At 32.9% G+C, this 22007-nt stretch carries 20 protein-coding genes and 1 pseudogene; 16 read left to right on the forward strand and 5 right to left on the reverse strand.

Annotation, left to right across the window (positions count from 1 at the left end; genetic code table 11):
• Positions 1-18: 18 nt before the first annotated feature.
• Both BUB96_RS09245 and BUB96_RS09250 read right to left on the reverse strand, forming a co-directional pair.
• Positions 19-810 carry a hypothetical protein gene (locus tag BUB96_RS09245; RefSeq protein ID WP_073298564.1) on the reverse strand — a complete coding sequence of 264 codons (792 nt, stop codon included), beginning with the start codon at positions 808-810 and terminating at the stop codon, positions 19-21.
• Positions 811-1022: 212 nt separating this feature from the next.
• Entirely contained in the window at positions 1023-2420 is a 1398-nt protein-coding gene (locus tag BUB96_RS09250; protein WP_073298565.1) for an ISLre2 family transposase, read from the reverse strand.
• A gap of 323 nt (positions 2421-2743) precedes the next feature.
• Between BUB96_RS09250 and BUB96_RS09255 the strand changes: the two genes are divergently transcribed.
• From BUB96_RS09255 to BUB96_RS09335, 16 genes and pseudogenes are all read left to right on the forward strand, one after another.
• Positions 2744-4123 carry a nucleotidyltransferase gene (locus BUB96_RS09255; protein WP_073298566.1) on the forward strand — a complete coding sequence of 460 codons (1380 nt, stop codon included), beginning with the start codon at positions 2744-2746 and terminating at the stop codon, positions 4121-4123.
• A 1-nt stretch (position 4124) separates the two neighbouring features.
• Positions 4125-5045, forward strand: coding sequence for an SMODS-associated NUDIX domain-containing protein (locus BUB96_RS09260; protein ID WP_003107983.1), 921 nt, complete (start codon positions 4125-4127; stop codon positions 5043-5045).
• 242 nt (positions 5046-5287) lie between these two features.
• Positions 5288-5602 carry a YdcP family protein gene (locus BUB96_RS09265; RefSeq protein ID WP_003107982.1) on the forward strand — a complete coding sequence of 105 codons (315 nt, stop codon included), beginning with the start codon at positions 5288-5290 and terminating at the stop codon, positions 5600-5602.
• A gap of 17 nt (positions 5603-5619) precedes the next feature.
• Positions 5620-6000, forward strand: a complete 381-nt coding sequence (locus BUB96_RS09270; RefSeq protein WP_100190740.1) for a YdcP family protein — start codon at positions 5620-5622, stop codon at positions 5998-6000.
• Positions 6001-6073: 73 nt separating this feature from the next.
• Complete coding sequence (locus BUB96_RS10190; protein WP_084137100.1) at positions 6074-6634, forward strand: hypothetical protein; 561 nt, start codon at positions 6074-6076, stop codon at positions 6632-6634.
• Positions 6635-6712: 78 nt separating this feature from the next.
• Positions 6713-8098 (forward strand): FtsK/SpoIIIE domain-containing protein, encoded by a 1386-nt coding sequence (locus BUB96_RS09280; RefSeq protein ID WP_073298567.1) that lies wholly within the window; start codon positions 6713-6715, stop codon positions 8096-8098.
• Positions 8099-8275: 177 nt separating this feature from the next.
• Positions 8276-9472 (forward strand): MobT family relaxase, encoded by a 1197-nt coding sequence (mobT, locus tag BUB96_RS09290; RefSeq protein WP_073298580.1) that lies wholly within the window; start codon positions 8276-8278, stop codon positions 9470-9472.
• A 48-nt stretch (positions 9473-9520) separates the two neighbouring features.
• On the forward strand, positions 9521-9742 hold the full coding sequence (locus BUB96_RS09295) for a hypothetical protein (RefSeq protein WP_073298568.1): 222 nt from the start codon (positions 9521-9523) through the stop codon (positions 9740-9742).
• A 54-nt stretch (positions 9743-9796) separates the two neighbouring features.
• On the forward strand, positions 9797-10561 hold the full coding sequence (locus BUB96_RS09300; RefSeq protein ID WP_073298569.1) for a DUF6414 family protein: 765 nt from the start codon (positions 9797-9799) through the stop codon (positions 10559-10561).
• A complete protein-coding gene (locus BUB96_RS09305; RefSeq protein WP_073298570.1) occupies positions 10554-11654 on the forward strand; it encodes an AAA family ATPase in 1101 nt (366 codons plus the stop codon). The genes BUB96_RS09300 and BUB96_RS09305 overlap by 8 nt, the downstream gene beginning before the upstream one ends.
• A 94-nt stretch (positions 11655-11748) precedes the next feature.
• On the forward strand, positions 11749-12246 hold the full coding sequence (locus tag BUB96_RS09310; RefSeq protein WP_073298571.1) for an antirestriction protein ArdA: 498 nt from the start codon (positions 11749-11751) through the stop codon (positions 12244-12246).
• 86 nt (positions 12247-12332) lie between these two features.
• Positions 12333-12725: a conjugal transfer protein gene (locus BUB96_RS09315; RefSeq protein WP_073298572.1), complete on the forward strand. Its 393-nt coding sequence runs from the start codon at positions 12333-12335 to the stop codon at positions 12723-12725.
• The gene (gene tcpF / locus BUB96_RS09320; RefSeq protein WP_073298573.1) at positions 12709-15162 is read left to right on the forward strand and encodes a conjugal transfer ATPase TcpF; all 2454 of its coding nucleotides are present in this window, start codon (positions 12709-12711) and stop codon (positions 15160-15162) included. Before BUB96_RS09315 ends, tcpF begins: the two co-directional genes overlap by 17 nt.
• Positions 15159-17408: a CD3337/EF1877 family mobilome membrane protein gene (locus BUB96_RS09325; RefSeq protein ID WP_073298574.1), complete on the forward strand. Its 2250-nt coding sequence runs from the start codon at positions 15159-15161 to the stop codon at positions 17406-17408. The genes tcpF and BUB96_RS09325 overlap by 4 nt, the downstream gene beginning before the upstream one ends.
• On the forward strand, positions 17405-18406 hold the full coding sequence (locus BUB96_RS09330; RefSeq protein ID WP_073298575.1) for a bifunctional lytic transglycosylase/C40 family peptidase: 1002 nt from the start codon (positions 17405-17407) through the stop codon (positions 18404-18406). Before BUB96_RS09325 ends, BUB96_RS09330 begins: the two co-directional genes overlap by 4 nt.
• A pseudogene (locus tag BUB96_RS09335) lies at positions 18403-19331 on the forward strand (conjugal transfer protein). The gene BUB96_RS09330 and the pseudogene BUB96_RS09335 overlap by 4 nt, the downstream one beginning before the upstream one ends.
• A 323-nt stretch (positions 19332-19654) precedes the next feature.
• Here the strand turns inward: BUB96_RS09335 and BUB96_RS09340 are convergent.
• The 3 genes from BUB96_RS09340 to BUB96_RS09350 are packed head-to-tail and all read right to left on the reverse strand — an operon-like array spanning position 19655 to position 21942.
• A complete protein-coding gene (locus BUB96_RS09340; protein WP_073298577.1) occupies positions 19655-20419 on the reverse strand; it encodes a hypothetical protein in 765 nt (254 codons plus the stop codon).
• Between the two features lies 1 nt (position 20420).
• The gene (locus tag BUB96_RS09345; protein WP_073298578.1) at positions 20421-21332 is read right to left on the reverse strand and encodes an ABC transporter ATP-binding protein; all 912 of its coding nucleotides are present in this window, start codon (positions 21330-21332) and stop codon (positions 20421-20423) included.
• Positions 21316-21942: a hypothetical protein gene (locus tag BUB96_RS09350; protein WP_143274314.1), complete on the reverse strand. Its 627-nt coding sequence runs from the start codon at positions 21940-21942 to the stop codon at positions 21316-21318. The genes BUB96_RS09345 and BUB96_RS09350 overlap by 17 nt, the downstream gene beginning before the upstream one ends.
• Between the last annotated feature and the right edge of the window lie 65 nt (positions 21943-22007).

The raw sequence follows: 22007 nt of genomic DNA on the forward strand, positions 1-22007 counted from the left end.
TTATCTAAAATAGAATAATTAAATGGAAAATATTGGGTGGCAACATTGTGTACTTTTCGTTGCAAAACTATGTACTTCTCTATTGCAAAACACATATCCAGTATAACCACCAATACCTTGACGGACAGAATCTGGTTCAAATGAGTTAATATAATCAAATCTTTCCTGAATTAATATCTGTTCACTTTTAGAAAGATTTTCTGTCGTTTTAGTGTTGAAAGATTCCCATATTAGCTCTCCTTTTGGAATAATTTCCCAATTTACTGTTTCAAATGAACTCGTATCAATAAAATTTTGATTTGAATCCATGATAAATGTACCTACCTCATTGAAAATTTCTAATGTTAAATTAGCTCCAAATAGTATATTTTCATTATCATTTTTATTATTTTCGAATTTTTGAGTCAATATAAAATACTGATTGCCTTCTTCATCGGAAATAACAACATATTTAAATTCCTTAGGTTCAATAAATAATCTTGGATATCTTTTATAGGGAACATATGATGTTCCAGAATGAGTATAGCCTCCCCAATCTTTAGTTTCCCAAGATTGAGATCTATATGCTGTTTCTTTAGGTTGGTCTTTTTGAGGAATAAATTCTCCTATAGCATTTCTTTCTGACATAATACCATTAAAAGGGTTTGGAAATATTATCTGTCCTTCTTGTATATCAGCACAATTAAGTTTTTGTTTTATGATTTCTAGCGTTTCTCCTTTTAACCGAACACCTAAATAAAATTTCTGATTTTCTTCTATGTCATTAAGAAGTTTTTTTGTTGAACGAATACGTGACTGATTTAAATACATAAATAATACCACCTTTCATTAACCTAATATTAGTTCATATTATTATATCATACTAAAAAATAAGAATTAATTAGCAAAAGGAATCCGTATGTGTCAATATTTCCTCGGAAACTTATTTTTTAAAAAATAAGACCTTATTCAATTCTACTTTATTCTTCTTTCCCTTGTATACATTCGCTCCTAGGAGCGAACGTATACAAGGGAAAGGCTCATCATTTAAATATCTCTACCAATCGTCCTATAGGACTTGAATTAGGACCATAATTTGCGATTCTTCCTGATACAGCTCCTTGTGAGGATTGAACTTTACCTTTCTTCAAAGCGTTACGTACCGCTGATTTGAATTGATCAGTAACTTCCTCTTTAAAGGCCGGAAGTTCGGTTGATAAAATTTCTAAAAATATTCCATTTCGGCGGGCTGAAATGATGGCTGCGAGGTTTCCAGCACCTTTTTTTGTAAATCCACGCCCTTGATGTTTCATACGATAACTAAAAGGCCGATGATTACTTTCACAAACACCTAAGCCCTTTCGGACAGGTAAATTACGTTTCTTTAACGGCTTGATACTATTCCAATTGCGTTTTATATACTTCTCTAATTTATAAACATTATCAATGTAATCTGCTTCTTTTTCGTCTTCTTTTATTCGCGATAAGGTCGTATGTAAAATGGCTTCAACCTTGGAAGATTCGTATGAACGGACCGCTCGAATCATTAAATTGGCCATCTTTTTATCAAAACTGAGTCGCTCTTTAATTTTTCTATTCACGTGATAAGCATCTCGAAAGTGCTCATGTCGCTTTGTTTGTCCAATGATATCATCAAATTTATTCTGTTCGTAACCACTACCCCCATCACTATTCGAAATAACGATGGTGTTTCTCAAATCATATTCTTTCTCTAGCCATTTTCCAGCCCGTTCAAAAGCCTTTCGGCTAGACTCTGTACTTTCAAATAGTAGAGGATTTTTTAATTCAGGACGCTTACGATTCATAATGACTCCTTCATGAATCTGTACACGATGCAATTCAGGGCGTTTTTCTTTAGATCCTTTTAGTAATAAACCGTCACCTTCAATAAAAAGAACAGGGACTTTTTTCTTGTCCTTAATCGGTGTTTCATCATGAAGAGGAGCTTCGTCTGTATAATTCTGAATGGTTTCTCCTAATCTCTGCGTCATCGAATGAATCGCCCCATGACTAATCGATAAAGGGGTTAATAATTCAATCGCATCTGAAGCTTTTCGATAAACAGAATCAGAAGCTAAACTGACAGCTTTCATTTCCACCAACGGTGAATAACGTTTATGTTTTTCCAAACCAATCGCTAAATCTAAAGGTACAACACTCTTTTCATCTTTTTTTCGCATACGTCGTCTCTTTAATACGACAGGCCCAAAGCTAAATTGAACGGTTCGCTCTTCAATTCGATCAATCTCATATCCTGTTTCTTTATACTCTTGGATTAATTCTAAATCAATGCGCTCTAGAGCTCTAGAAAATAGTTGACTTAAAACTTCTGTAAAGTACGTTTCTATAGCCATTTCAATGTCAATAAGTGTCGGGTTGTTATTTATAATTTCTACAATTTCTGATACAATATTATCCATAAGAAGACCTCATTCTGATTTTGTCGTGATTTTAGAATAAAGGTCTTCTTTCTTTTTGTCTACTATTCTTTATTTGTCTTTCCGAGAAACATTATACACATAGAAGGAATCCAAATTCAAAAAACAAAAATGTTAAGCAGTAATTAAAATACAATAATTATTCAAATATGTTTCTAAATTAGATTTTTAAGTAATATTATTATTAGAAATCCTTATAAATATAACCTTCCTCTTTTAGTTTTAGAATAACTTAAATGCTATAATGTAAGTAATAGTGTTTTATAAACTAAAGAAACTTAGAATTTAAGGGAGGATTGATACTAATGTATGATTGTTCAAAAGAATTTAATAAATTTTATCGAACAGAGGTCGTACTTCCAGCAAAAGAGCAAAACGAACTACGACAAAAACGGAAACTAAATATAAAAAGATTAAAAGATGGTTTATTAGAATACAATGACGAAAAGAAAAAAGATTATAAAATCTCTGAAGAAAGAATCCAAGGCAGTATGGCCATGCACACTATTACTCAAAATGATGAAAATGATTATGATATAGATGTTGGTATCGTATTTGAATCAGATAACTTAGATGATTTAGGGCCTCTTGCCACTAGAAATATAGTTGCTGATGCACTAGAAAGAAAAACTAAACAATTTGCAGAAGTCCCAGATGTAAAAACAAGTTGTGTACGTTTAATGTATAGTTCCAAAGGCTATCATGTAGATTTTGCTGTATTCAAAAGATACAAGAAAAATTCATGGAATGATGAGTATATTTATGAACATGCTGGAGCAGAATGGTCAATTAGACATTTAAAAGCATTAGAAGAATGGTTTAACGATGAAATAAAGAATTCGGGAGATGATTTAAGGAAAATTACAAGACTATCTAAAATGTTCTGTAAATCAAGGGATTCATGGAAAAATATGCCTAGTGGTTTAATCCAGACTATTGTATGTAATGAGAATCTTTCTACAGGCTCTTTGAGATTGGACGAAATATTTTACCATACAATGAAGTCTATTGTGAATCGTTTAAATATCTACTTAGAGGTTTATGCTCCTGTTGACAACAGAAGACCCTTGGTAACTCGGGAAACAGACTATCAAAGAATGAAAAATTGGAAAAATCGTCTTGATTCCAGCCTAGCTAATTTAGATATATTATTTGATACAGAATGCACTTATAAAGATGCTCTAAATGCTTGGGCTCAATTCTTTAATCATTCTTATTGGAATGAATTATATTCGTCAACAATAAACGAAAGTTTTAGCATGGACAAAGCGTATGATTTTGATGATACCGAAGAATTTATTGAAGATTTATACCCCATTTATGAGCAATATGATGTAACAATTGATTGTAAGGTATCTGGTAATGGTTTTTCAGCGATGCCAATTTTGGATTACTTAGACAAATTAGGACTACGTTCTAAAAAATTTATACCACATAACTTTTCTATTAAATGTAAAATCGGATATACCAACTGTCCATCCTATGATAAAATTTTATGGAAAGTTTTGAACGTAGGGTCTGAAGCAGAACGGCGTAATGATATACGGGGTCAAATTATAGATAAAGGTAATGAAATAACAGAGAATTCAAAATTCTTTGGAGAACACTATATTGAGTGTTATTTGATTAAAAACGGAATATGCGTAGCTATTGGACATGTAGATGTTCCAATTGGAGGAAATTAAATTGAGAGAATATAGTTACAAAATGAAAGTGTTAAAAATGCTGTTCTTTCTGTTGAGTTCTGTTATATGTATTGGGATTATTATTTATTTTGAAAAGAACAACAATTCTATTGGAGCAACTTTAGGAGGCTTAGTTGCTGGATTTCTGATTCCATATCTTTTTCCGAGTATTGTTGATTTAACCGATAATAATAATTGGAAATCTACCCAACGTAAATTAAAAAGAGCTGGTTTATTACAAAAAGATACAATTATTAGAATTTCATTTGCATACTTATTTAGAATAAAAATTGATGGACGATATTTTTTAGTATTGAATAATAGAACAAAAAAATATCAACCAGTTGGTGGAGCGTATAAATTTGAATTAGAAGAAGCAAATTATTTAGCAGAAAATATCCCAGTCGAGAATGATGATCGCATTCCAGTAGATAAAATTACAAAAAGAGATTATAGATTATTGGTTAAAAATAAATATTTGAGAAAATTTGTCAAAAGATTTGATAAAACATCATATAGAGAGAGTATAGATGATCTTAGCAGAGAGTTTGTTGAGGAAATATTTTCAACAAATATTTTAGATAAAAACAAATTTGGTGATTTATCATATAAATATTGTGGTAGACACATGACAAATGTTGAATATGGTAATGTATTTAATCATTATGAGTTACTTCTAGCTGATATTATTGAAGTTCGGCTGTCACATAATCAAGAGGAGTTATTCAGAACTCTTATGGGAAAAGATTCTATCAAATACCGATTTGCAACATATACTGAAATTAAATCTTATGGTGTAGGGTATGGAACTGATACTCTTACTGATAATATTGCCAACCACACGCCAAAAATTTTGAGTGAAAATACTGACAAGTTAGTGTTGAGAAGTAAATATAAGGAAATATTTAAGATTAGAATTTAGTGCATATTAATCCACTTGTATATTTATAGAGTGGTAATGTACTCAAGTAAAGAGTGTTTGAAAAGGCACTCTTTTTATCTTGTTCAGACGTTCAAAAGTGAGCGTCTATTTTTTTACCCTAATTTGAAAGGAGTTGATGCTTTGAAATCACGAAAAAAAATTAAAAGGACGTTCCCCACCCTGTAAAACTATTTGACTAATGAAACCCATTAAACCATTTAACAGAAAGGATAGATAAAAATATGGAACTAAAATTTGTAATACCAAACATGAAGGAAACATTCGGAAATTTAGAATTTGCTGGTGAGGATAAAATTGAACAACGAAGAATCAATGGACAAATGACTGTCCTATCTCGTAGTTTCAATCTATACTCTAATGTACAAAGAGCAGATGATATTGTTGTAATTCTTCCTGCTGAAGCTGGAGAAAAGAATTTTGATTTTGAAGAAGGGGTAAAATTAGTTAACCCGCGTATTACCGCAGAAGGATATAAAATTGGTACTCGTGGTTTTACTAATTATATTTTACATGCAGATGACATGGTAAAAGCTTAAAGAAAGAGAGGAATTAAATTATGAGACTAGCCAATGGTATTGTATTAGAAAAAGACTCAACATTTGGAGAGTTGAAATTTTCAGCACTTCGTCGTGAAGTACGTATTCAAAATGAAGATGGTACGGTTTCAGAAGAAATAAAAGAACGTACCTATGATTTAAAATCTAAAGAACAAGGTCGTATGATTCAAGTCAGTATCCCCGCAAATGTACCTTTAAAAGAATTTGACTATAATGCAAGAGTAGAAATTATCAATCCAATTGCAGATACTGTGGCTACTGCCACTTTTAGAGGAGCGGATGTAAACTGGTATATCAAAGCAGAAGATATTGTACTGATAAAACCAAATAGAACAATTTCATCTTCTGAACAAAAAGGTAGTGAGAGTAAGAAATAGAAATTATCTACCTCATTAGGAGTTAAATTGCTATAATATTTATAGTAACTTATATTTCTAATGGAGGAAGAAAATGGATAGTATCATCAAATTACTAATTGAATTTGAGGGGATCATTGGTGCAATTCTAGGTAGTGTAGCAACTTTAATTACTACAGAGTTATTAAAATCTAGAGGGAAAATCAGACTATACCTCAGAGACTTTATAGGAGTATATCAAACATACCGTGATGTAGGAGCTGGACGTAGCGGAAAGACTGATGACGATTTTTACGGTTATAAAATGAAGTATTCGTTTGAGGTGTATAACGGTACGGATTTATCACGGATTATGAGAGGTTTCAGAGTTGTTTTTTACAATGGAGATAAGGCTGTCTTTTCAGAAACACCAAAAAATGAAGAGACACGACGCTATTCCCAACACTTTTCTAGTATTGATGAAATGGAAATATTAAACATTTATCCTAGGGAAATTCAAGTTCTGAAGCACTCTCTCTATATTTCTGAAGAAGATTTAGATAAAATTGAGGACTCTACTAAAATAGTTATGACTTATTACAATGAAAAAGATAAACAAAAGTCTTTGATTTTATCAGATGAAAAAGTAACTAAAAAGGATTATAAACCAAAATAAAAAACAAATTATTTTAAAAGCAGTTAGTCTTAAATTGATTAGCTGCTTTTTGCATACCCAGAAAGGATGATTTCATGAATGACACAATTTAGTAAAAGGGTTCGAGCAAGTGATAAGGATTTAATATCTCGGTTTACAGTATTATCGTTATTGCCTGTTTTTCTGCTGGTTGTCGGACTGTTTCATATAAAGACAATCCAGCAGATCAACTGGCAAAACTTCAATTTATCACAAGCAGATAAGATTGACATTTCATATTTAGCCATTAGTTTCAGTATTGCACTTCTTGTCTGCTTGCTGGTGGCTTTTCTATTCAAAAGATATAAATACGATTCATTCAAACAACTACAGCACCGTCAAAAGCTAGCAAAGATGATTCTTGAAAATAGATGGTATGAATCGGAACAGGTCAAAACAGATGGCTTTTTTAAAGATTCATCCAGTCGTACTAAGGAGAGAATCACCTACTTCCCTAAGATGTACTATCGCCTTAATAATGGACTAATACAAATTCGGGTAGAAATCACTTTAGGGAAATATCAAGACCAGCTCTTGCACCTAGAAAAGAAATTAGAAAGTGGCTTGTACTGTGAGTTGACGGATAAAGAGTTAAAGGATTCTTATGTAGAATATACACTACTCTATGATACGATTTCTAGTCGTATTTCCATAGATGACGTCCTAGCAAGTGATGGAAAAGTTCGCCTAATGGAAAATGTCTGGTGGGAATATGATAAGCTCCCCCATATGCTTATTGCTGGTGGTACAGGCGGTGGAAAAACTTACTTTATTCTAACGTTAATCGAAGCCCTACTTCATACAGACTCAGAGCTCTATATTCTTGACCCAAAGAACGCTGACCTTGCGGATTTAGGCTCTGTAATGGAAAATGTCTACTACAAAAAAGAGGATATACTTTCCTGCATTGATAAATTCTATGAAGAAATGATGAAACGTAGTGAAGAAATGAAGCAAATGGAAAACTATAAAACAGGAGAAAATTATGCCTATTTAGAACTTCCTGCCAACTTCCTTATTTTTGATGAATATGTAGCCTTTATGGAGATGTTAGGAAATAAGGAAAATACCGTGGTTCTTAACAAACTCAAACAGATAGTTATGTTAGGTCGTCAAGCTGGCTTCTTTTTAATACTATCTTGTCAACGTCCAGACGCAAAATATTTAGGTGATGGAATCCGAGACCAATTTAATTTCAGAGTTGCACTTGGAAGAATGTCTGAAATGGGCTATGGCATGATGTTTGGTAGTGATGTACAAAAAGATTTCTTCTTAAAGCAAATCAAAGGGCGTGGCTATGTAGATGTGGGAACAAGTGTCATATCAGAATTTTACACTCCTTTAGTGCCAAAAGGTCATGATTTTTTAGAGGAAATAAAGAAATTATCCAACAGCAAACAGTCCACGCAGGCGATGTGCGAAGCGAAAGTCGCAGGTGTGGACTGATCTTGCTGGCTGGTGTGGCGATAGCCACGCCAGCACTTAACCCCCCCGTATCTAACAGGGGGGTACAAATCGACAAGAAACAGGCAAAAAAATAGCAAAAAACCGATTGGTTACAAGGGATTTGATAAATTTAGGTGTATGTCAGATGAGTTTCAATAGTTGACATATGCCTTTTTGATTGGAGGAATTATACTGAATGAACAAATTTGGATACAAGAATTAAAAGAAAAACGTTTAACTTATGGACTATCACAAAATCGTTTAGCAGTTGCCACAGGAATTACAAGACAGTATCTTAGCGATATTGAAACAGGCAAAGTAAAACCATCTGATGAATTACAAAGGACACTTTTTGAAACACTAGAACGCTTTAATCCCGAAGCTCCCCTTGAAATGCTTTTTGACTATGTACGGATTCGATTTCCAACAACAGACGTACAACAGGTGGTCGAAGAAATCTTACGACTGAAAATACCTTACTTTCTTCATGAGGACTATGGCTTCTACTCCTATGAAGAACATTACGTATTAGGTGATATATTCGTGTTAGTATCCCATGAGATAGAAAAAGGTGTATTGGTGGAATTAAAAGGTCGTGGCTGTCGTCAATTTGAAAGTTACCTTCTAGCACAAAAAAGAAGCTGGTATGAGTTCTTTATGGATGCCTTGGTGGCTGGAGGTGTAATAAAACGCCTTGACCTTGCTATCAATGATAAAACTGGGATTTTAAATATTCCTAACCTCACAGAAAAATGTAGACAGGAAGAATGTATTTCAGTTTTCCGTAGTTTTAAAAGCTATCGTAGTGGTGAGCTGGTACGCAAGGATGAAAAGGAATGTATGGGAAATACACTTTATATTGGTTCACTACAAAGTGAGGTCTATTTCTGTATCTATGAGAAGGATTATGAACAGTTTAAGAAAAATAATATTCCCATTGAGGACGCAGACGTAAAAAATCGTTTTGAAATTCGTTTAAAAAATGAACGTGCCTATTATGCTATTACTGATTTATTAGTCTATGGTAATCCAGAACGTACCGCCTTTAAGATTATCAATCGCTATATCCGTTTTGTGGATAGGGATGATTCAAAGCCACGTTCTGATTGGAAACTCAATGAAGAATGGACTTGGTTTATTGGAAGCAATCGTGAACAATTAAAATTAACAACAAAACCAGAACCTTACTCTTTCCAGCGAACGCTGAATTGGTTATCCCATCAAGTCGCACCTACTTTAAAAGTAGCCATGAAATTAGATGAAATCAATCAGACACAGATTATCAAAGATATTCTAGATAATGCCAAACTAACGAAACACCACGAGATGATTCTAAGACAACAGTCAGCAAAAGATAAGGATGTGATAACTTAATACAATAATAAAAGCAGATTTATTTTAAAGAAAAAAGGAGGAAATTTTATGAATTTTGGACAAAACCTTTATAACTGGTTTTTATCAAATGCTCAATCATTGGTGCTTTTAGCCATCGTTGTGATTGGCTTGTATCTTGGCTTTAAAAGAGAATTTAGTAAACTCATTGGCTTTCTAATCATTGCCATTATTGCAGTAGGCTTAGTCTTTAATGCATCTGGTGTGAAAGACATTCTATTGGAGTTATTCAATAGAATTATTGGCTCATGATACTTCTATAATAATGATATAATATATCTAATTAAAACATAGGAGGATTGATGAATGACTAAAAAATCGAAAAACTCAAAGTTTTTAAAAATAATTTACTTTGATGAAGTAGCAGCTAATGATTTTGTAACCATTAAAAATGGTGGGAAAATTGATTGGTCAACAAATGAAAATAAAGAAAGGTTAGCTAAGCTTGTAGCGGAAATAGATGCTCAAGCAAAAACTGGATTCAACCTTTTTTCTACTTTTAAGGCAACTATTTCAGGTAGTGTTAATACAGGTTATGATTCTAAAATGGCTAAAATAATGGAATCAACAATATCAAACACTTTATTAACTGATTATCTGTCACTAGCTGTAAAGGATAAAAACATTCATATCTTTAAATCTGAAGAAGTATATGCTCCAGAAGAATCCATAACCATCTATAAAATGTATAGTTCATATTTAAATGTGGTACCTAAAGAAGAAATACCCATTGATTTAACTGAACTTAATAAAGCTATACTTGGGGATAGAGGATATTATCAAATGCTTCTAGGAAGTGAACCTGTTCCTAAAACAGTTTTAAGATTTAATATTAACGCTTTTAAAAATAGTTATACGTTAGCAGACTTATCAAAAATGAATCTTACTTACTATGGAATTAAAGTAGGAACTTGTACAATGAATCAACTATCAATGGAAAATGAGTTTAAATTCGAAAAGAAAAAAAGTGAAATAGACGTTACTGAAATAGTTACTGGGGAAAAAAGTGAAGATAAGAATGATTTGCTAGATGTATATGATGTAGTGTTAGGTGGTGTTATTAGTGAGTGATATAGTGATATTTTATGGTTCAAGAGTAGAATTTAATAAATCAATTCCACCTCAATATAAAACACTAACTGAATTAGTATATGAGAATGACAGAGATTCAAAAAATATGGTTATTCAGATATCTGATCAACCCCAACCAAAGAGTGAACCAGAAAAGATTAGGGTCGAAAACATAGTTGTAGGTTCAGATGAATACGCTGGTGTTAGAGAACATGTGATCATTAACTTTAATAATTTTTTAAGTAAATTTGATTATGATAGATTATATCTGCATAATCCCCCATTACAAATTAGTAATCAAATTAAGCGATTATTTCCAGAAACAGAAGTGCATAATCAAGAATATATTAGTTTGGATATAGATGATTTAAAAGAAATCAATTCAAAATACGATGACAGAATTATTGGTCAAAAAAGTGCAAAAGAGAAATTACTACAAGCATTGTTTCCTGTTACCTTATCTAATCGTAAAAAACCAATAGTTATACTATTATATGGAATGTCTGGAATCGGTAAGACCGAAACTGCAAAATTCATTTCAGAGATTATTGGAGAACCATTATTTAGAAAACAATTTTCTATGTATCAAAATAGTCAGTTTGCTAATTATCTTTTTGGTGGTGCACATTATGAAAAGAGTTTTGCTAAAGATTTATTAGATAGAGAATCAAATGTATTATTATTAGACGAATTTGATAAAGCCCATCCCTCATTTCATAGTGCTTTTTATCAACTATTTGATGAAGGAATTTACGAGGATCAAAACTATTATTTGGAATTAAAAAAATCAATAATAATCTGTACGTCGAATTACCTAAGCCTTGAAGAGATTGAAGAAAACCTAGGAAGTCCTATATTTTATAGATTCGATAAAATTATACATTTTAAAGAGTTAACTAGTGAAGAAAAAAATAAAATCGGTCAAAAAATCCTTATTGAATCTTCAAAACAATTTGAGATGACCCTATCTCCTGATGTTAGAGAAAGACTCTTTGATAGTTTTATATATTGTTCAAATGTTAGACAGATTAGAAATTTAATACAGGATACTTTTGCATTCAATGCAATAGTTAATGAAATCGAAAAAGAATAATAGTAAAAACATTCGTATTGTTAAATAAAAAAGCATTAGATAAATTAATCTAGTGCTTTTTTTATGCAAATTTTAAAAAAAGGATGTGAATTATATGGATGATATGCAGGTCTATATTGCCAATCTAGGAAAATATAATGAGGGAGAATTGGTCGGTGCATGGTTTAAACTTCCCATTGATTTTGAGGAAGTCAAAGAAAAAATTGGCTTGAATGATGAATATGAAGAATTTGCCATTCACGACTATGAACTGCCTCTTGAAGTTGACGAATACACGTCGATTGACGAATTAAATCGCCTATGGACGATCGTTGAGGAATTACCAGATGAAATACGTGCGGAACTATCTTCCCTACAATCTCATTTTGGTAGTATAGAAGAACTCTACGAACATCAAGAGGATATTATTTGCCATTCAGATTGTGATGATATGGCAGATGTGGCACGTTACTATATTGAAGAAATGGGAGCTTTAGGGGAAGTTCCTGCAAACTTACAAAACTATATTGATTATGAATCCTATGGTCGTGATTTAGAAATTGAAGGAACATTCATTTCTACCAGTCATGGGATATTTGAAATCTTATACTAATCTATCAGTAAAAAATGACTGATGGATTTTTTTATTTTATGGGGTGGCTAACCTAGCACCCTATTTTTTATGAAAGGATTGATTACATGAAGAAAATACGAAGCTATACCAGTATCTGGTCGGTAGAAAAGGTACTCTACTCTATCAATGATTTTCGCTTACCCTTCCCCATATCATTTACACAAATGACTTGGTTTGTAGTATCCCTCTTTACAGTGATGTTACTGGGAAACTTGCCACCACTTTCACTAATAGAAGGAGCATTTCTTAAATACTTTGGTATTCCTCTAGCTCTCACATGGTTTATGAGCCAAAAGACCTTTGATGGGAAAAAGCCTTATGGATTTTTAAAATCTGTCATTGCTTATATGATACGACCAAAACTGACCTATGCTGGAAAACCAATCAAACTTAAAAAAGAAAATCCAACAAAAGGAATTACAGTAGTTAGGAGTGAATTTTATGGCATATCCGATTAAATACATTGAAAATAATTTAGTATGGAATAGAGATGGTGAATGTTTCGCTTATTATGAGCTGATTCCTTATAACTATTCCTTTTTAAGTCCAGAGGAAAAATATCAAGTCCATGATTCTTTTAGACAGCTCATTGCACAAAATCGTGACGGGAAGATTCATGCCCTACAAATTAGTACAGAATCCAGTGTAAGGGCTACAAAGGAACGTTCAAAAGAAGAAGTTACTGGGAAACTAAAGGCAATTGCTTATGAAAAAATCGACCAACAAACAGAAGCATTAATTTCTATGATTGGAGAACATCAGGTGGATTACCGCTTCTTTATTGGTTTTAAATTGCTTCTTAATGAACAAGAGTTTTCTATGAAAAATCTTACCAAAGAAGCAAAAACAGCCTTTGCTGATTTTATCCATGATGTGAACCATAAATTTATGGGTGATTTTGCAAGTATGAGTAATGATGAAATATGGCGTTTTCAGAAGATGGAAAAACTATTGGAAAACAAAATCTCTCGTCGTTTTAAAATCCGTAAGCTAGAAAAAGATGATTTTGGTTATCTGATTGAACATATTTACGGACAAACAGGAACAGCCTATGAAGATTATGAGTATCATCTTTCAAAGAAAAAACTAGATGAGGAAACCCTGATTAAATATTATGACCTCATTAAGCCGACCCGTTGTTTACTGGAAGAAAAACAAAGATATTTAAAAATTCAACAGGAAGATGAAACTGTCTATGTGGCTTACTTTACAATAAACAGCATTGTAGGTGAGTTGGACTTTCCTTCTTCTGAAATCTTCTACTACCAGCAACAGCAATTTACATTCCCAATAGATACTTCAATGAATGTGGAAATCGTAGCAAATCGTAAAGCCTTAAGTACCGTAAGAAACAAGAAGAAAGAGCTAAAGGACTTGGATAATCATGCATGGCAAAGTGATAATGAAACCAGCTCTAATGTGGCAGAAGCCTTAGACAGTGTGAATGAGCTTGAAAGTAATTTAGACCAAAGCAAGGAATCCATGTATAAACTCTCCTATGTAGTACGTGTATCAGCTTCTGACCTTGACGAATTGAAACGTCGTTGTAATGAGGTTAAAGATTTTTACGACGATTTAAGCGTAAAACTTGTTCGCCCTTTTGGAGATATGCTGGGCTTACATGAAGAATTTTTACCAGCAAGCAAAAGATATATGAATGATTATATCCAGTATGTAACTTCTGATTTCTTAGCTGGTCTTGGTTTTGGAGCAACTCAAATGCTAGGAGAAAATGAGGGAATCTATATAGGCTACAGCTTGGATACAGGACGCAATGTTTACTTGAAACCTGCTCTTGCTAGTCAAGGGGTAAAAGGTTCAGTCACCAATGCTCTTTCCGCTGCTTTTGTTGGTTCTTTAGGTGGTGGAAAATCCTTTTCTAATAATATGATTGTCTATTATTCTGTTCTCTATGGGGCACAGGCAGTCATTGTAGACCCAAAGGCAGAACGTGGCAAATGGAAAGAAACTTTACCAGAAATAGCTCATGAAATAAATATTGTGAACTTAACTTCCAATGAAAAAAACAAAGGCTTACTCGACCCTTATGTCATTATGAAAAATCCAAAGGATTCTGAATCACTGGCGATTGATATTCTTACCTTCCTAACAGGGATTTCTTCCCGTGATGGACAGCGTTTCCCAGTTCTTAGAAAAGCCATTCGAGCAGTAACTAATAGTGAGGAACGAGGTTTGATGAAAGTGATTGAAGAATTACGAGTGGAAAATACAACCATGAGCAACAGCATAGCCGACCATATCGAAAGTTTCACTGACTATGACTTTGCCCATCTCTTATTCAGTTACGGGGATATTGAACAATCCATTAGTCTTGAAAAACAATTAAATATTATACAAGTAGCTGATTTAGTCTTACCAGATAAGGAAACTACTTTTGAGGAATATACCACAATGGAATTACTTTCTGTAGCCATGCTTATTGTCATTTCTACCTTTGCCCTTGATTTTATCCATAGTGACCGCAGTATCTTTAAAATTGTAGACCTTGACGAAGCATGGAGCTTCCTACAAGTGGCACAAGGAAAAACTTTATCTATGAAATTAGTCCGTGCTGGACGTGCTATGAACGCAGGGGTATATTTTGTAACTCAAAATACAGATGACCTCTTAGATGAAAATTTGAAAAATAATCTAGGTTTAAAATTTGCCTTTCGTTCCACTGATCTCAACGAAATTAAAAAGACGCTTTCTTTTTTTGGCGTTGACCCAGAGGACGAAAATAATCAGAAGCGACTTAGAGATTTAGAAAATGGACAATGTCTTATCAGTGATTTATATGGACGTGTTGGTGTGATACAGTTCCATCCAGTTTTTGAAGAATTACTTCATGCCTTTGATACAAGACCTCCCATAAGAAAAGAGGTGACAGAATGAAACCATCACTAGGGATAATTAAAACTATTCATAAGTTAAAAACAAAATGGGATTTAAAAAGAATTTTAAAGGTGGCGGTTACAGGTTATTTGATACTTGTAATTGCCACTTTGCTTTTAGCAACACTGGGTACAGTCGTCCATGCTACAGGTTTAGTAGATGATACGGTAAATATCGCCAATGAATATAGTAAATATCCACTAGGAAACTATCAACTGGATTTTTATGTAGACAATAGCTGGGGCTGGTTACCGTGGAATTGGTCGGATGGTATTGGAAAACAGGTTATGTATGGCTTATATGCCATTACCAATTTCATCTGGACAATCAGTTTGTATCTTTCTAACGCCACAGGTTATTTAGTCAAAGAAGCTTATTCCCTTGATTTTATTTCATCCACTGCCGATTCAATTGGGAAGAATATGCAGACCTTAGCAGGGATTACATCAAGAGGACTATCTACAGAGGGATTCTATGTTGGCTTCCTCTTAATTTTAATTCTAATTCTTGGAATTTATGTTACCTATACAGGCTTAATTAAAAGAGAAACCACAAAGGCAATTCATGCCATTGTAAACTTTGTCATGGTTTTTATCCTATCAGCTTCTTTTATTGCCTATGCTCCCGATTACATTAATAAAATCAATGATTTTTCATCAGATATTAGCAATGCCAGTCTTTCCCTTGGGACAAAAATTGTTATGCCCCATTCGGACAGTCAAGGAAAAGATAGTGTTGATTTAATCAGAGATAGCTTATTTTCTATACAGGTACAACAACCTTGGCTTCTACTTCAATATGATAATTCAGATATTGAATCTATTGGTGTTGAGCGAGTAGAAAGTTTACTCTCTACTAGTCCTGATACCAATAATGGCGAAGATAGGGAAGTAATCGTCAAAGAAGAAATTGAGGATAGAAACAATGTGAATCTAACAATAACAAAGACTATAAATCGACTAGGCACGGCCTTCTTCCTCTTTATATTCAATATTGGTATTTCAATATTTGTCTTCTTACTAACTGGAATCATGATTTTCTCACAGGTACTTTTTATTATATACGCCATGTTTCTACCCGTAAGCTTTATTCTAAGTATGATTCCATCCTTTGATGGGATGTCAAAACGAGCCATTACAAAACTCTTTAATACCATTTTAACTAGAGCTGGAATTACATTAATTATTACGACTGCTTTTAGTATTTCCACTATGCTCTACAGCTTGTCGGTAGGTTATCCATTTTTCTTGATTGCCTTTCTACAGATAGTTACCTTTGCAGGTATTTACTTTAAACTTGGTGACTTAATGAGTATGTTCTCACTACAAAGTAACGATTCTCAAAGCATGGGTAGTCGTATCATGAGAAAACCTCGTATGCTTATGCACGCCCATATGCACCGATTACAGCGTAAACTTGGACGTTCTATGACATCTTCTTCTACCAATAATTCTAACTTGAATAAAGGTCAAGTTGGCTCTCGAAGTCCTTCCAGTCGAACGCAGGCAGACCACTCCAGACCCGAAGGACAGGATAAAACATCATTTGGTAAACGTACAGGTCAAAGGATTGGCGCAATGGCGGATACCAAAGACAGAATTAAAGACAGTGCTGGAAGCTTAAAAAAACAGGTCAAGGATTTACCCATCAATGCAAAATACGCCATTTATCAAGGGAAATCCAAAGTACAAGATAATGTCCGTGACCTTACGAGCAGTATTTCTCAAACTAAATCAGACAGAGCCAGTGGGCGTAAAGAACAACAGAAGCAAAGACGTAAAACTATTGTGGAACGTCGGGCTGAAATGGAAAAAGCCAAACAGAACAAACAACCTGCTTCTACTACTCATACAAGACCTACCACCAAACAGGAAAGCTATGAGAAACCTAATCGACAACAGGAACAAGTCCATGTGCGTCCTAAAACTAAACAAGGGAAAACTTATGACGACGAATCCACTAGACCTACCACACCACCCATTAACAAAACTAAAACACAAAAGGAGAAACAAGAACGTCCAACAGGTAAAGGAAATCCTTCAAACCCAAAACCAGAACGTCAAAACACTATACCAAAAGAACGACCCATTCATAAATCTGCTGTTTCAAGTCCAGCAGTAAAAACTATTCAACGTCCAACCACAAGAGAAGATAAGCCAATCATCCAGCAAAAGCCAGTAAAAAGTATAAGAAATAAAAACACTACTACAATCACTACTACTAAGAGAAATGGTGATAAATCATGAAACCAAAATATTTAGTAATTGGTGGTACTGGACTATTTTTAATGGTCTTCTCCTTACTTCTCTTTGTCGCTATTCTCTTTTCAGATGAACAGGATAGTGGATTTTCAAACATTCAATATGGCGGTGTAAATGTTTCCGAAGAAGTGCTGGTTCATAAGCCTATGGTAGAAAAATACGCTAAAGAATATGGGGTTGAGGAATATATCAATGTGCTACTTGCGATTATACAGGTGGAATCTGGTGGTACGGCAGAGGATGTCATGCAATCTTCAGAATCCCTTGGACTTCCACCTAATACTTTAGCTAGAGAAGAATCCATTAAACAAGGTGTCAAATATTTTGCGTCATTACTTCAAACATCAGAAAGAAATAACAGTGATTTAAACGCTGTGATTCAATCTTATAACTATGGTGGTGGATTTCTTGGCTATATTTCCAATCGTGGAAATAAATACTCCTTTGAACTAGCTGAAAGTTTTTCAAGGGAATATTCTGGTGGTGAAAAAGTATCTTATCCCAACCCTATAGCCATTCCAATTAATGGTGGCTGGCGATATAACTATGGGAATATGTTTTATGTTCAATTAGTATCTCAATATCTTGTAACTACTCGATTTGATAATGAAACGGTACAAGCCATTATGGATGAAGCTTTAAAATATGAAGGATGGGAATATGTCTTTGGTGGTGCTTCTCCTAGTACTTCCTTTGATTGTAGTGGACTGACACAGTGGAGCTATGGTAAGGCTGGAATCAATTTACCACGAACCGCACAAGAGCAATATAACATGACCCAGCATATCCCATTATCAGAAGCAGAAGCTGGCGATTTAGTTTTCTTCCATTCAACCTATAACGCTGGCTCATATATTACCCATGTAGGGATTTATTTAGGCAATAACCGAATGTTTCACGCAGGTGATCCTATTGGTTATGCTGATTTAAATAACTCTTACTGGCAACAACATTTAGTCGGAGCAGGACGAATCAAGAAATGAGAAAGGATGATTCAATATGATATTTAGAAAAAACGAAAATAAGAAAAAGACACCAAGGGAAAAGAAACCTCGTGTTTATAAAGCTAATCCAGGTAAAAAGATTGTGATTGCCTTATGGGTGCTTTTAGGGATTAGTTTTAGTTTTGCAGTATTCAAGCATTTTACAGCTATAGATACCCATACCATTCATGAAACAAAAATCATAGAAAAAGAATACGTCGATACCCATAATGTAGAAAATTTTGTAGAGAACTTTGCGAAAATCTATTATTCATGGGAACAAACCGATAAGTCTATTGATAACAGAATGGATAAACTCAAAGATTATTTAACAGATGAACTTCAAGCTCTCAATGTTGATACAGTCCGTAAGGATATTCCAGTATCGTCATCTTTAAGAGGGGTTCAGATTTGGAGTGTAGAAGCAGACGGAGAAAATCAGTTTAATGTTTCCTACAGTGTAGACCAGTTAATTACAGAGGGAGAAAATAAAAAGGGTGTCCACTCTGCTTATGAGGTAACAGTTTATGCAGAGGATTCTGGAAACATAGTTATTATTAAGAATCCAACGATTACCAGTCTACCTGCGAAGTCAGACTACACACCAAATATAAAAGAAAGTAATGGCATGATTGATTCTATTACAACAAATGCAATCAATGAGTTTCTAACCACATTTTTCAAGCTCTATCCTACAGCGACAGCAAAAGAACTTTCTTATTACGTAAGTGATGGAGTTTTAAAACCAATCGATAAAGACTATGTATTTTCTGAATTAGTAAATCCTATCTACAATCGTAAAGATAGTCAAGTAACAGTATCACTGGCAGTAAAGTATCTCGACCAGCAAACCAAAGCAACACAAGTATCACAGTTTGATTTGGTGATTGAAAAAAATGAGGAGAACTGGAAGATCGTTAAATAATAAAAAAAGGCTTGCTTCTTATTATAGAGAAACAAGCCTTTTTAAAGTAATATCTACTCTCATAATGAATCTCATTATGTTCAAATAAAATTATAGAGATAACTCCTGTGTTTTCTCGGTTTATCTTAATCAAAAGTTACTTTTAAAAATGAAAAATTATTAGTCGCTATAGATTTAGGTTTAAGATTTAATCTTTCGATAATCAATTTGTCGAAATCAAATATAGAAATACTTACAATATATCGAGTACCGAAAGAAAAGTATCAAATAATTTTACTAGTTCGGATATTTTGTAAAATAGTTGAAACTATTTTAATACTTTTTTAAAAATCCGTCTCATTAAATTTTTTGAATCCGAATATCAGTGGTACTAATAACCAAAATAAAAGAACCAAAATGCTAAATAAAATAGTATTATCTAAATTAAACATCCCTATTTTGATTAATGTACTTAATGATTTTTCAGGAAGGAACGATAAAAACAACTCTGAAAACCCTTCAGGAAATAGCTTAACCAGAGCAGGAATAAACATTATTCCTAATGAAAAAGTAATTCCGCCAGAAACTGATTGGAAATAAAACGACCCAGTTGCACTAAGAATACTATAGAATATAACCATAAATAGTGTTCCTATTAGTTTACTAAGTACAGTTTGATGAAATAAAGGTATTGTTTGCATTTCGTACATAGATAAAACTAATTGGTCTAGTCCTAAAATAGTCAAAATCAATATAACGCCTACTCCTATACTTAATAGTAATACAAATAAAATTTTAGACAAATAAAACTTATGACGAAGTGGGGTTATTGCTAAAGACGTGTAAACTTGTTCAGTAGTAAATTCTTTAGCAATAAAGTTCGCAAAAAATATAACAAGCATAATTGTTACTACATCCATTCCTAATAAAGATACATCCAATAATTCTATTGATGATAAATCTATAATCTGTTTCTTTTGAGTAACATTTAAAGTAAATAAAAAAGTTAAACTAAAAAAAATACTTAATACTCCTAAAATTATTACGTAATTTCTATTTTTCTTTAAATTAAATGTTTTTTTAAAATCTGCTTTAATCAAATATCTCATTTTATATCTCCTTTTGTTCTGAAATGTAATCTACTTTACCTTCCGTAATATCAATAAAAAATTCTTCTAATGTTGGTTGTACATCCTTGAGTTGATAGAGTATTTGATGATTCTTACTTGCTAATGAACCAATAATTCGTGAATCCAGTCCTCTAACCTCTAATCCTTCCAAACGTCTAATTGTATTTCCACCGTTTAATTTTAGAACTTTTTCCATCTCTTCTAAATTTTCAGCTTCAACATAGCTATAAGTAGTTAAAGTTTTTTCATTTAACTCGTCTATACTCATATTAGCAAGCAACTTTCCACGAGCAATAATAATTACTCTATCTGCTACTGCTTGGATTTCGCCCATAAGGTGGCTAGAAACAATCACCGTTTTCCCTTCAGATGATAACTTCTTGAGTAGTCTGCGAATCCAATGAATTCCATCAACATCCAAACCATTAAAAGGCTCATCAAGAATCACAACATCAGGATCATTAATCAATGCTGTGGCGATCCCTAATCTTTGCTTCATGCCTAACGAATAGGTTTTAACTTTATTGTCTTTAACGCTTTCTAGTCCAGTCATTTTTAAAACCTCGTAAATTCTTTTTTGACTAATATTTGCAGCTATTGAAAAAAAATATAAATGCTGTTTAGCAGTTAAATCTACATCTATTGTTGCAGGATCTATCAAAGTTCCAATTTTTTTAGTCGGGTTTTTATATGATTTATAATCGTTATCATCAACCGAAATATCTCCTGAAGTAGGATGAACTAAAGAAATTATCATTTTCATTGTTGTAGATTTCCCAGATCCATTAGGTCCCAAAAAACCTGTTACTACTCCTGGTGTAAATGTTATATTTAAATTATTTACTGCAGTTTTGTTTTTATATTTTTTAGTTAGATTATTTAATCGTATCATTTATTTTATTCCTCACTTTACTATAATATCCATAGGCCTCATCAATAAATTCGTTACAATAATTGTATAGAAGTAAATCTTCTTCTGGCCATTCATTACTTTTACTTAATCCATCAGCAAAAACATTTCCCATTTCATGCTCTTTACTGCTAGCTAATGAAATGAAATTAGACCATTTTTCACCTAATTCATAAATTTGTTGACTATCAATAGAAACATTACTACTCTTCAAAAAAACTGCCTCTAAAATTAGTTTTTTCCACAGCCAGTAAATTTCGATCATTTCTTTTATTCTCGAATCGTTGTCCTTAAATGAATCTATTACTTCTTTACTATAATTTACTTCAGAGTGTTCAAGTATCGTTTGTTTGTTTAATTTCAATGTTAACTCAATCATTATATCTAAATCAAGGTCAACATTATTTGAAGCAATAATTGAAGTCACGGCTTCGATTATTGCTATATTCATTTTAATTTCCATTTCTTTTTGAAAAAGAATATCTGATTGCCTTTTTAATAGTTTTATAACATCTTCCTTATTGTCAATATCAGAAAGATGATTTTTTATAATATTTAAAGGAACCCTGAATTTCAAGTTTAAGTTAGCCACTTACTAAAAAATATTTTTGTGAATTTCACAAAGTTATATTGAACATTGTTTTACTGTCTTTTACT

This window comes from Atopostipes suicloacalis DSM 15692, from assembly GCF_900129085.1.
GTDB lineage: Bacteria > Bacillota > Bacilli > Lactobacillales > Carnobacteriaceae_A > Atopostipes > Atopostipes suicloacalis.

Bases quoted from the DNA above. Each gene is read 5' to 3' on its own strand.
- BUB96_RS09245 (WP_073298564.1), bottom strand. From the start codon at position 810: ATGTATTTAAATCAGTCACGTATTCGTTCAACAAAAAAACTTCTTAAT.
- BUB96_RS10190 (WP_084137100.1), top strand. From the start codon at position 6,074: ATGGATAGTATCATCAAATTACTAATTGAATTTGAGGGGATCATTGGT.
- BUB96_RS09345 (WP_073298578.1), bottom strand. From the start codon at position 21,332: ATGATACGATTAAATAATCTAACTAAAAAATATAAAAACAAAACTGCA.
- BUB96_RS09325 (WP_073298574.1), top strand. From the start codon at position 15,159: ATGAAACCATCACTAGGGATAATTAAAACTATTCATAAGTTAAAAACA.
- BUB96_RS09310 (WP_073298571.1), top strand. From the start codon at position 11,749: ATGGATGATATGCAGGTCTATATTGCCAATCTAGGAAAATATAATGAG.
- BUB96_RS09255 (WP_073298566.1), top strand. From the start codon at position 2,744: ATGTATGATTGTTCAAAAGAATTTAATAAATTTTATCGAACAGAGGTC.
- BUB96_RS09300 (WP_073298569.1), top strand. From the start codon at position 9,797: ATGACTAAAAAATCGAAAAACTCAAAGTTTTTAAAAATAATTTACTTT.
- BUB96_RS09280 (WP_073298567.1), top strand. From the start codon at position 6,713: ATGACACAATTTAGTAAAAGGGTTCGAGCAAGTGATAAGGATTTAATA.
- tcpF (WP_073298573.1), top strand. From the start codon at position 12,709: ATGGCATATCCGATTAAATACATTGAAAATAATTTAGTATGGAATAGA.
- BUB96_RS09340 (WP_073298577.1), bottom strand. From the start codon at position 20,419: ATGAGATATTTGATTAAAGCAGATTTTAAAAAAACATTTAATTTAAAG.
- BUB96_RS09265 (WP_003107982.1), top strand. From the start codon at position 5,288: ATGGAACTAAAATTTGTAATACCAAACATGAAGGAAACATTCGGAAAT.
- BUB96_RS09330 (WP_073298575.1), top strand. From the start codon at position 17,405: ATGAAACCAAAATATTTAGTAATTGGTGGTACTGGACTATTTTTAATG.
- BUB96_RS09250 (WP_073298565.1), bottom strand. From the start codon at position 2,420: ATGGATAATATTGTATCAGAAATTGTAGAAATTATAAATAACAACCCG.
- BUB96_RS09315 (WP_073298572.1), top strand. From the start codon at position 12,333: ATGAAGAAAATACGAAGCTATACCAGTATCTGGTCGGTAGAAAAGGTA.
- BUB96_RS09295 (WP_073298568.1), top strand. From the start codon at position 9,521: ATGAATTTTGGACAAAACCTTTATAACTGGTTTTTATCAAATGCTCAA.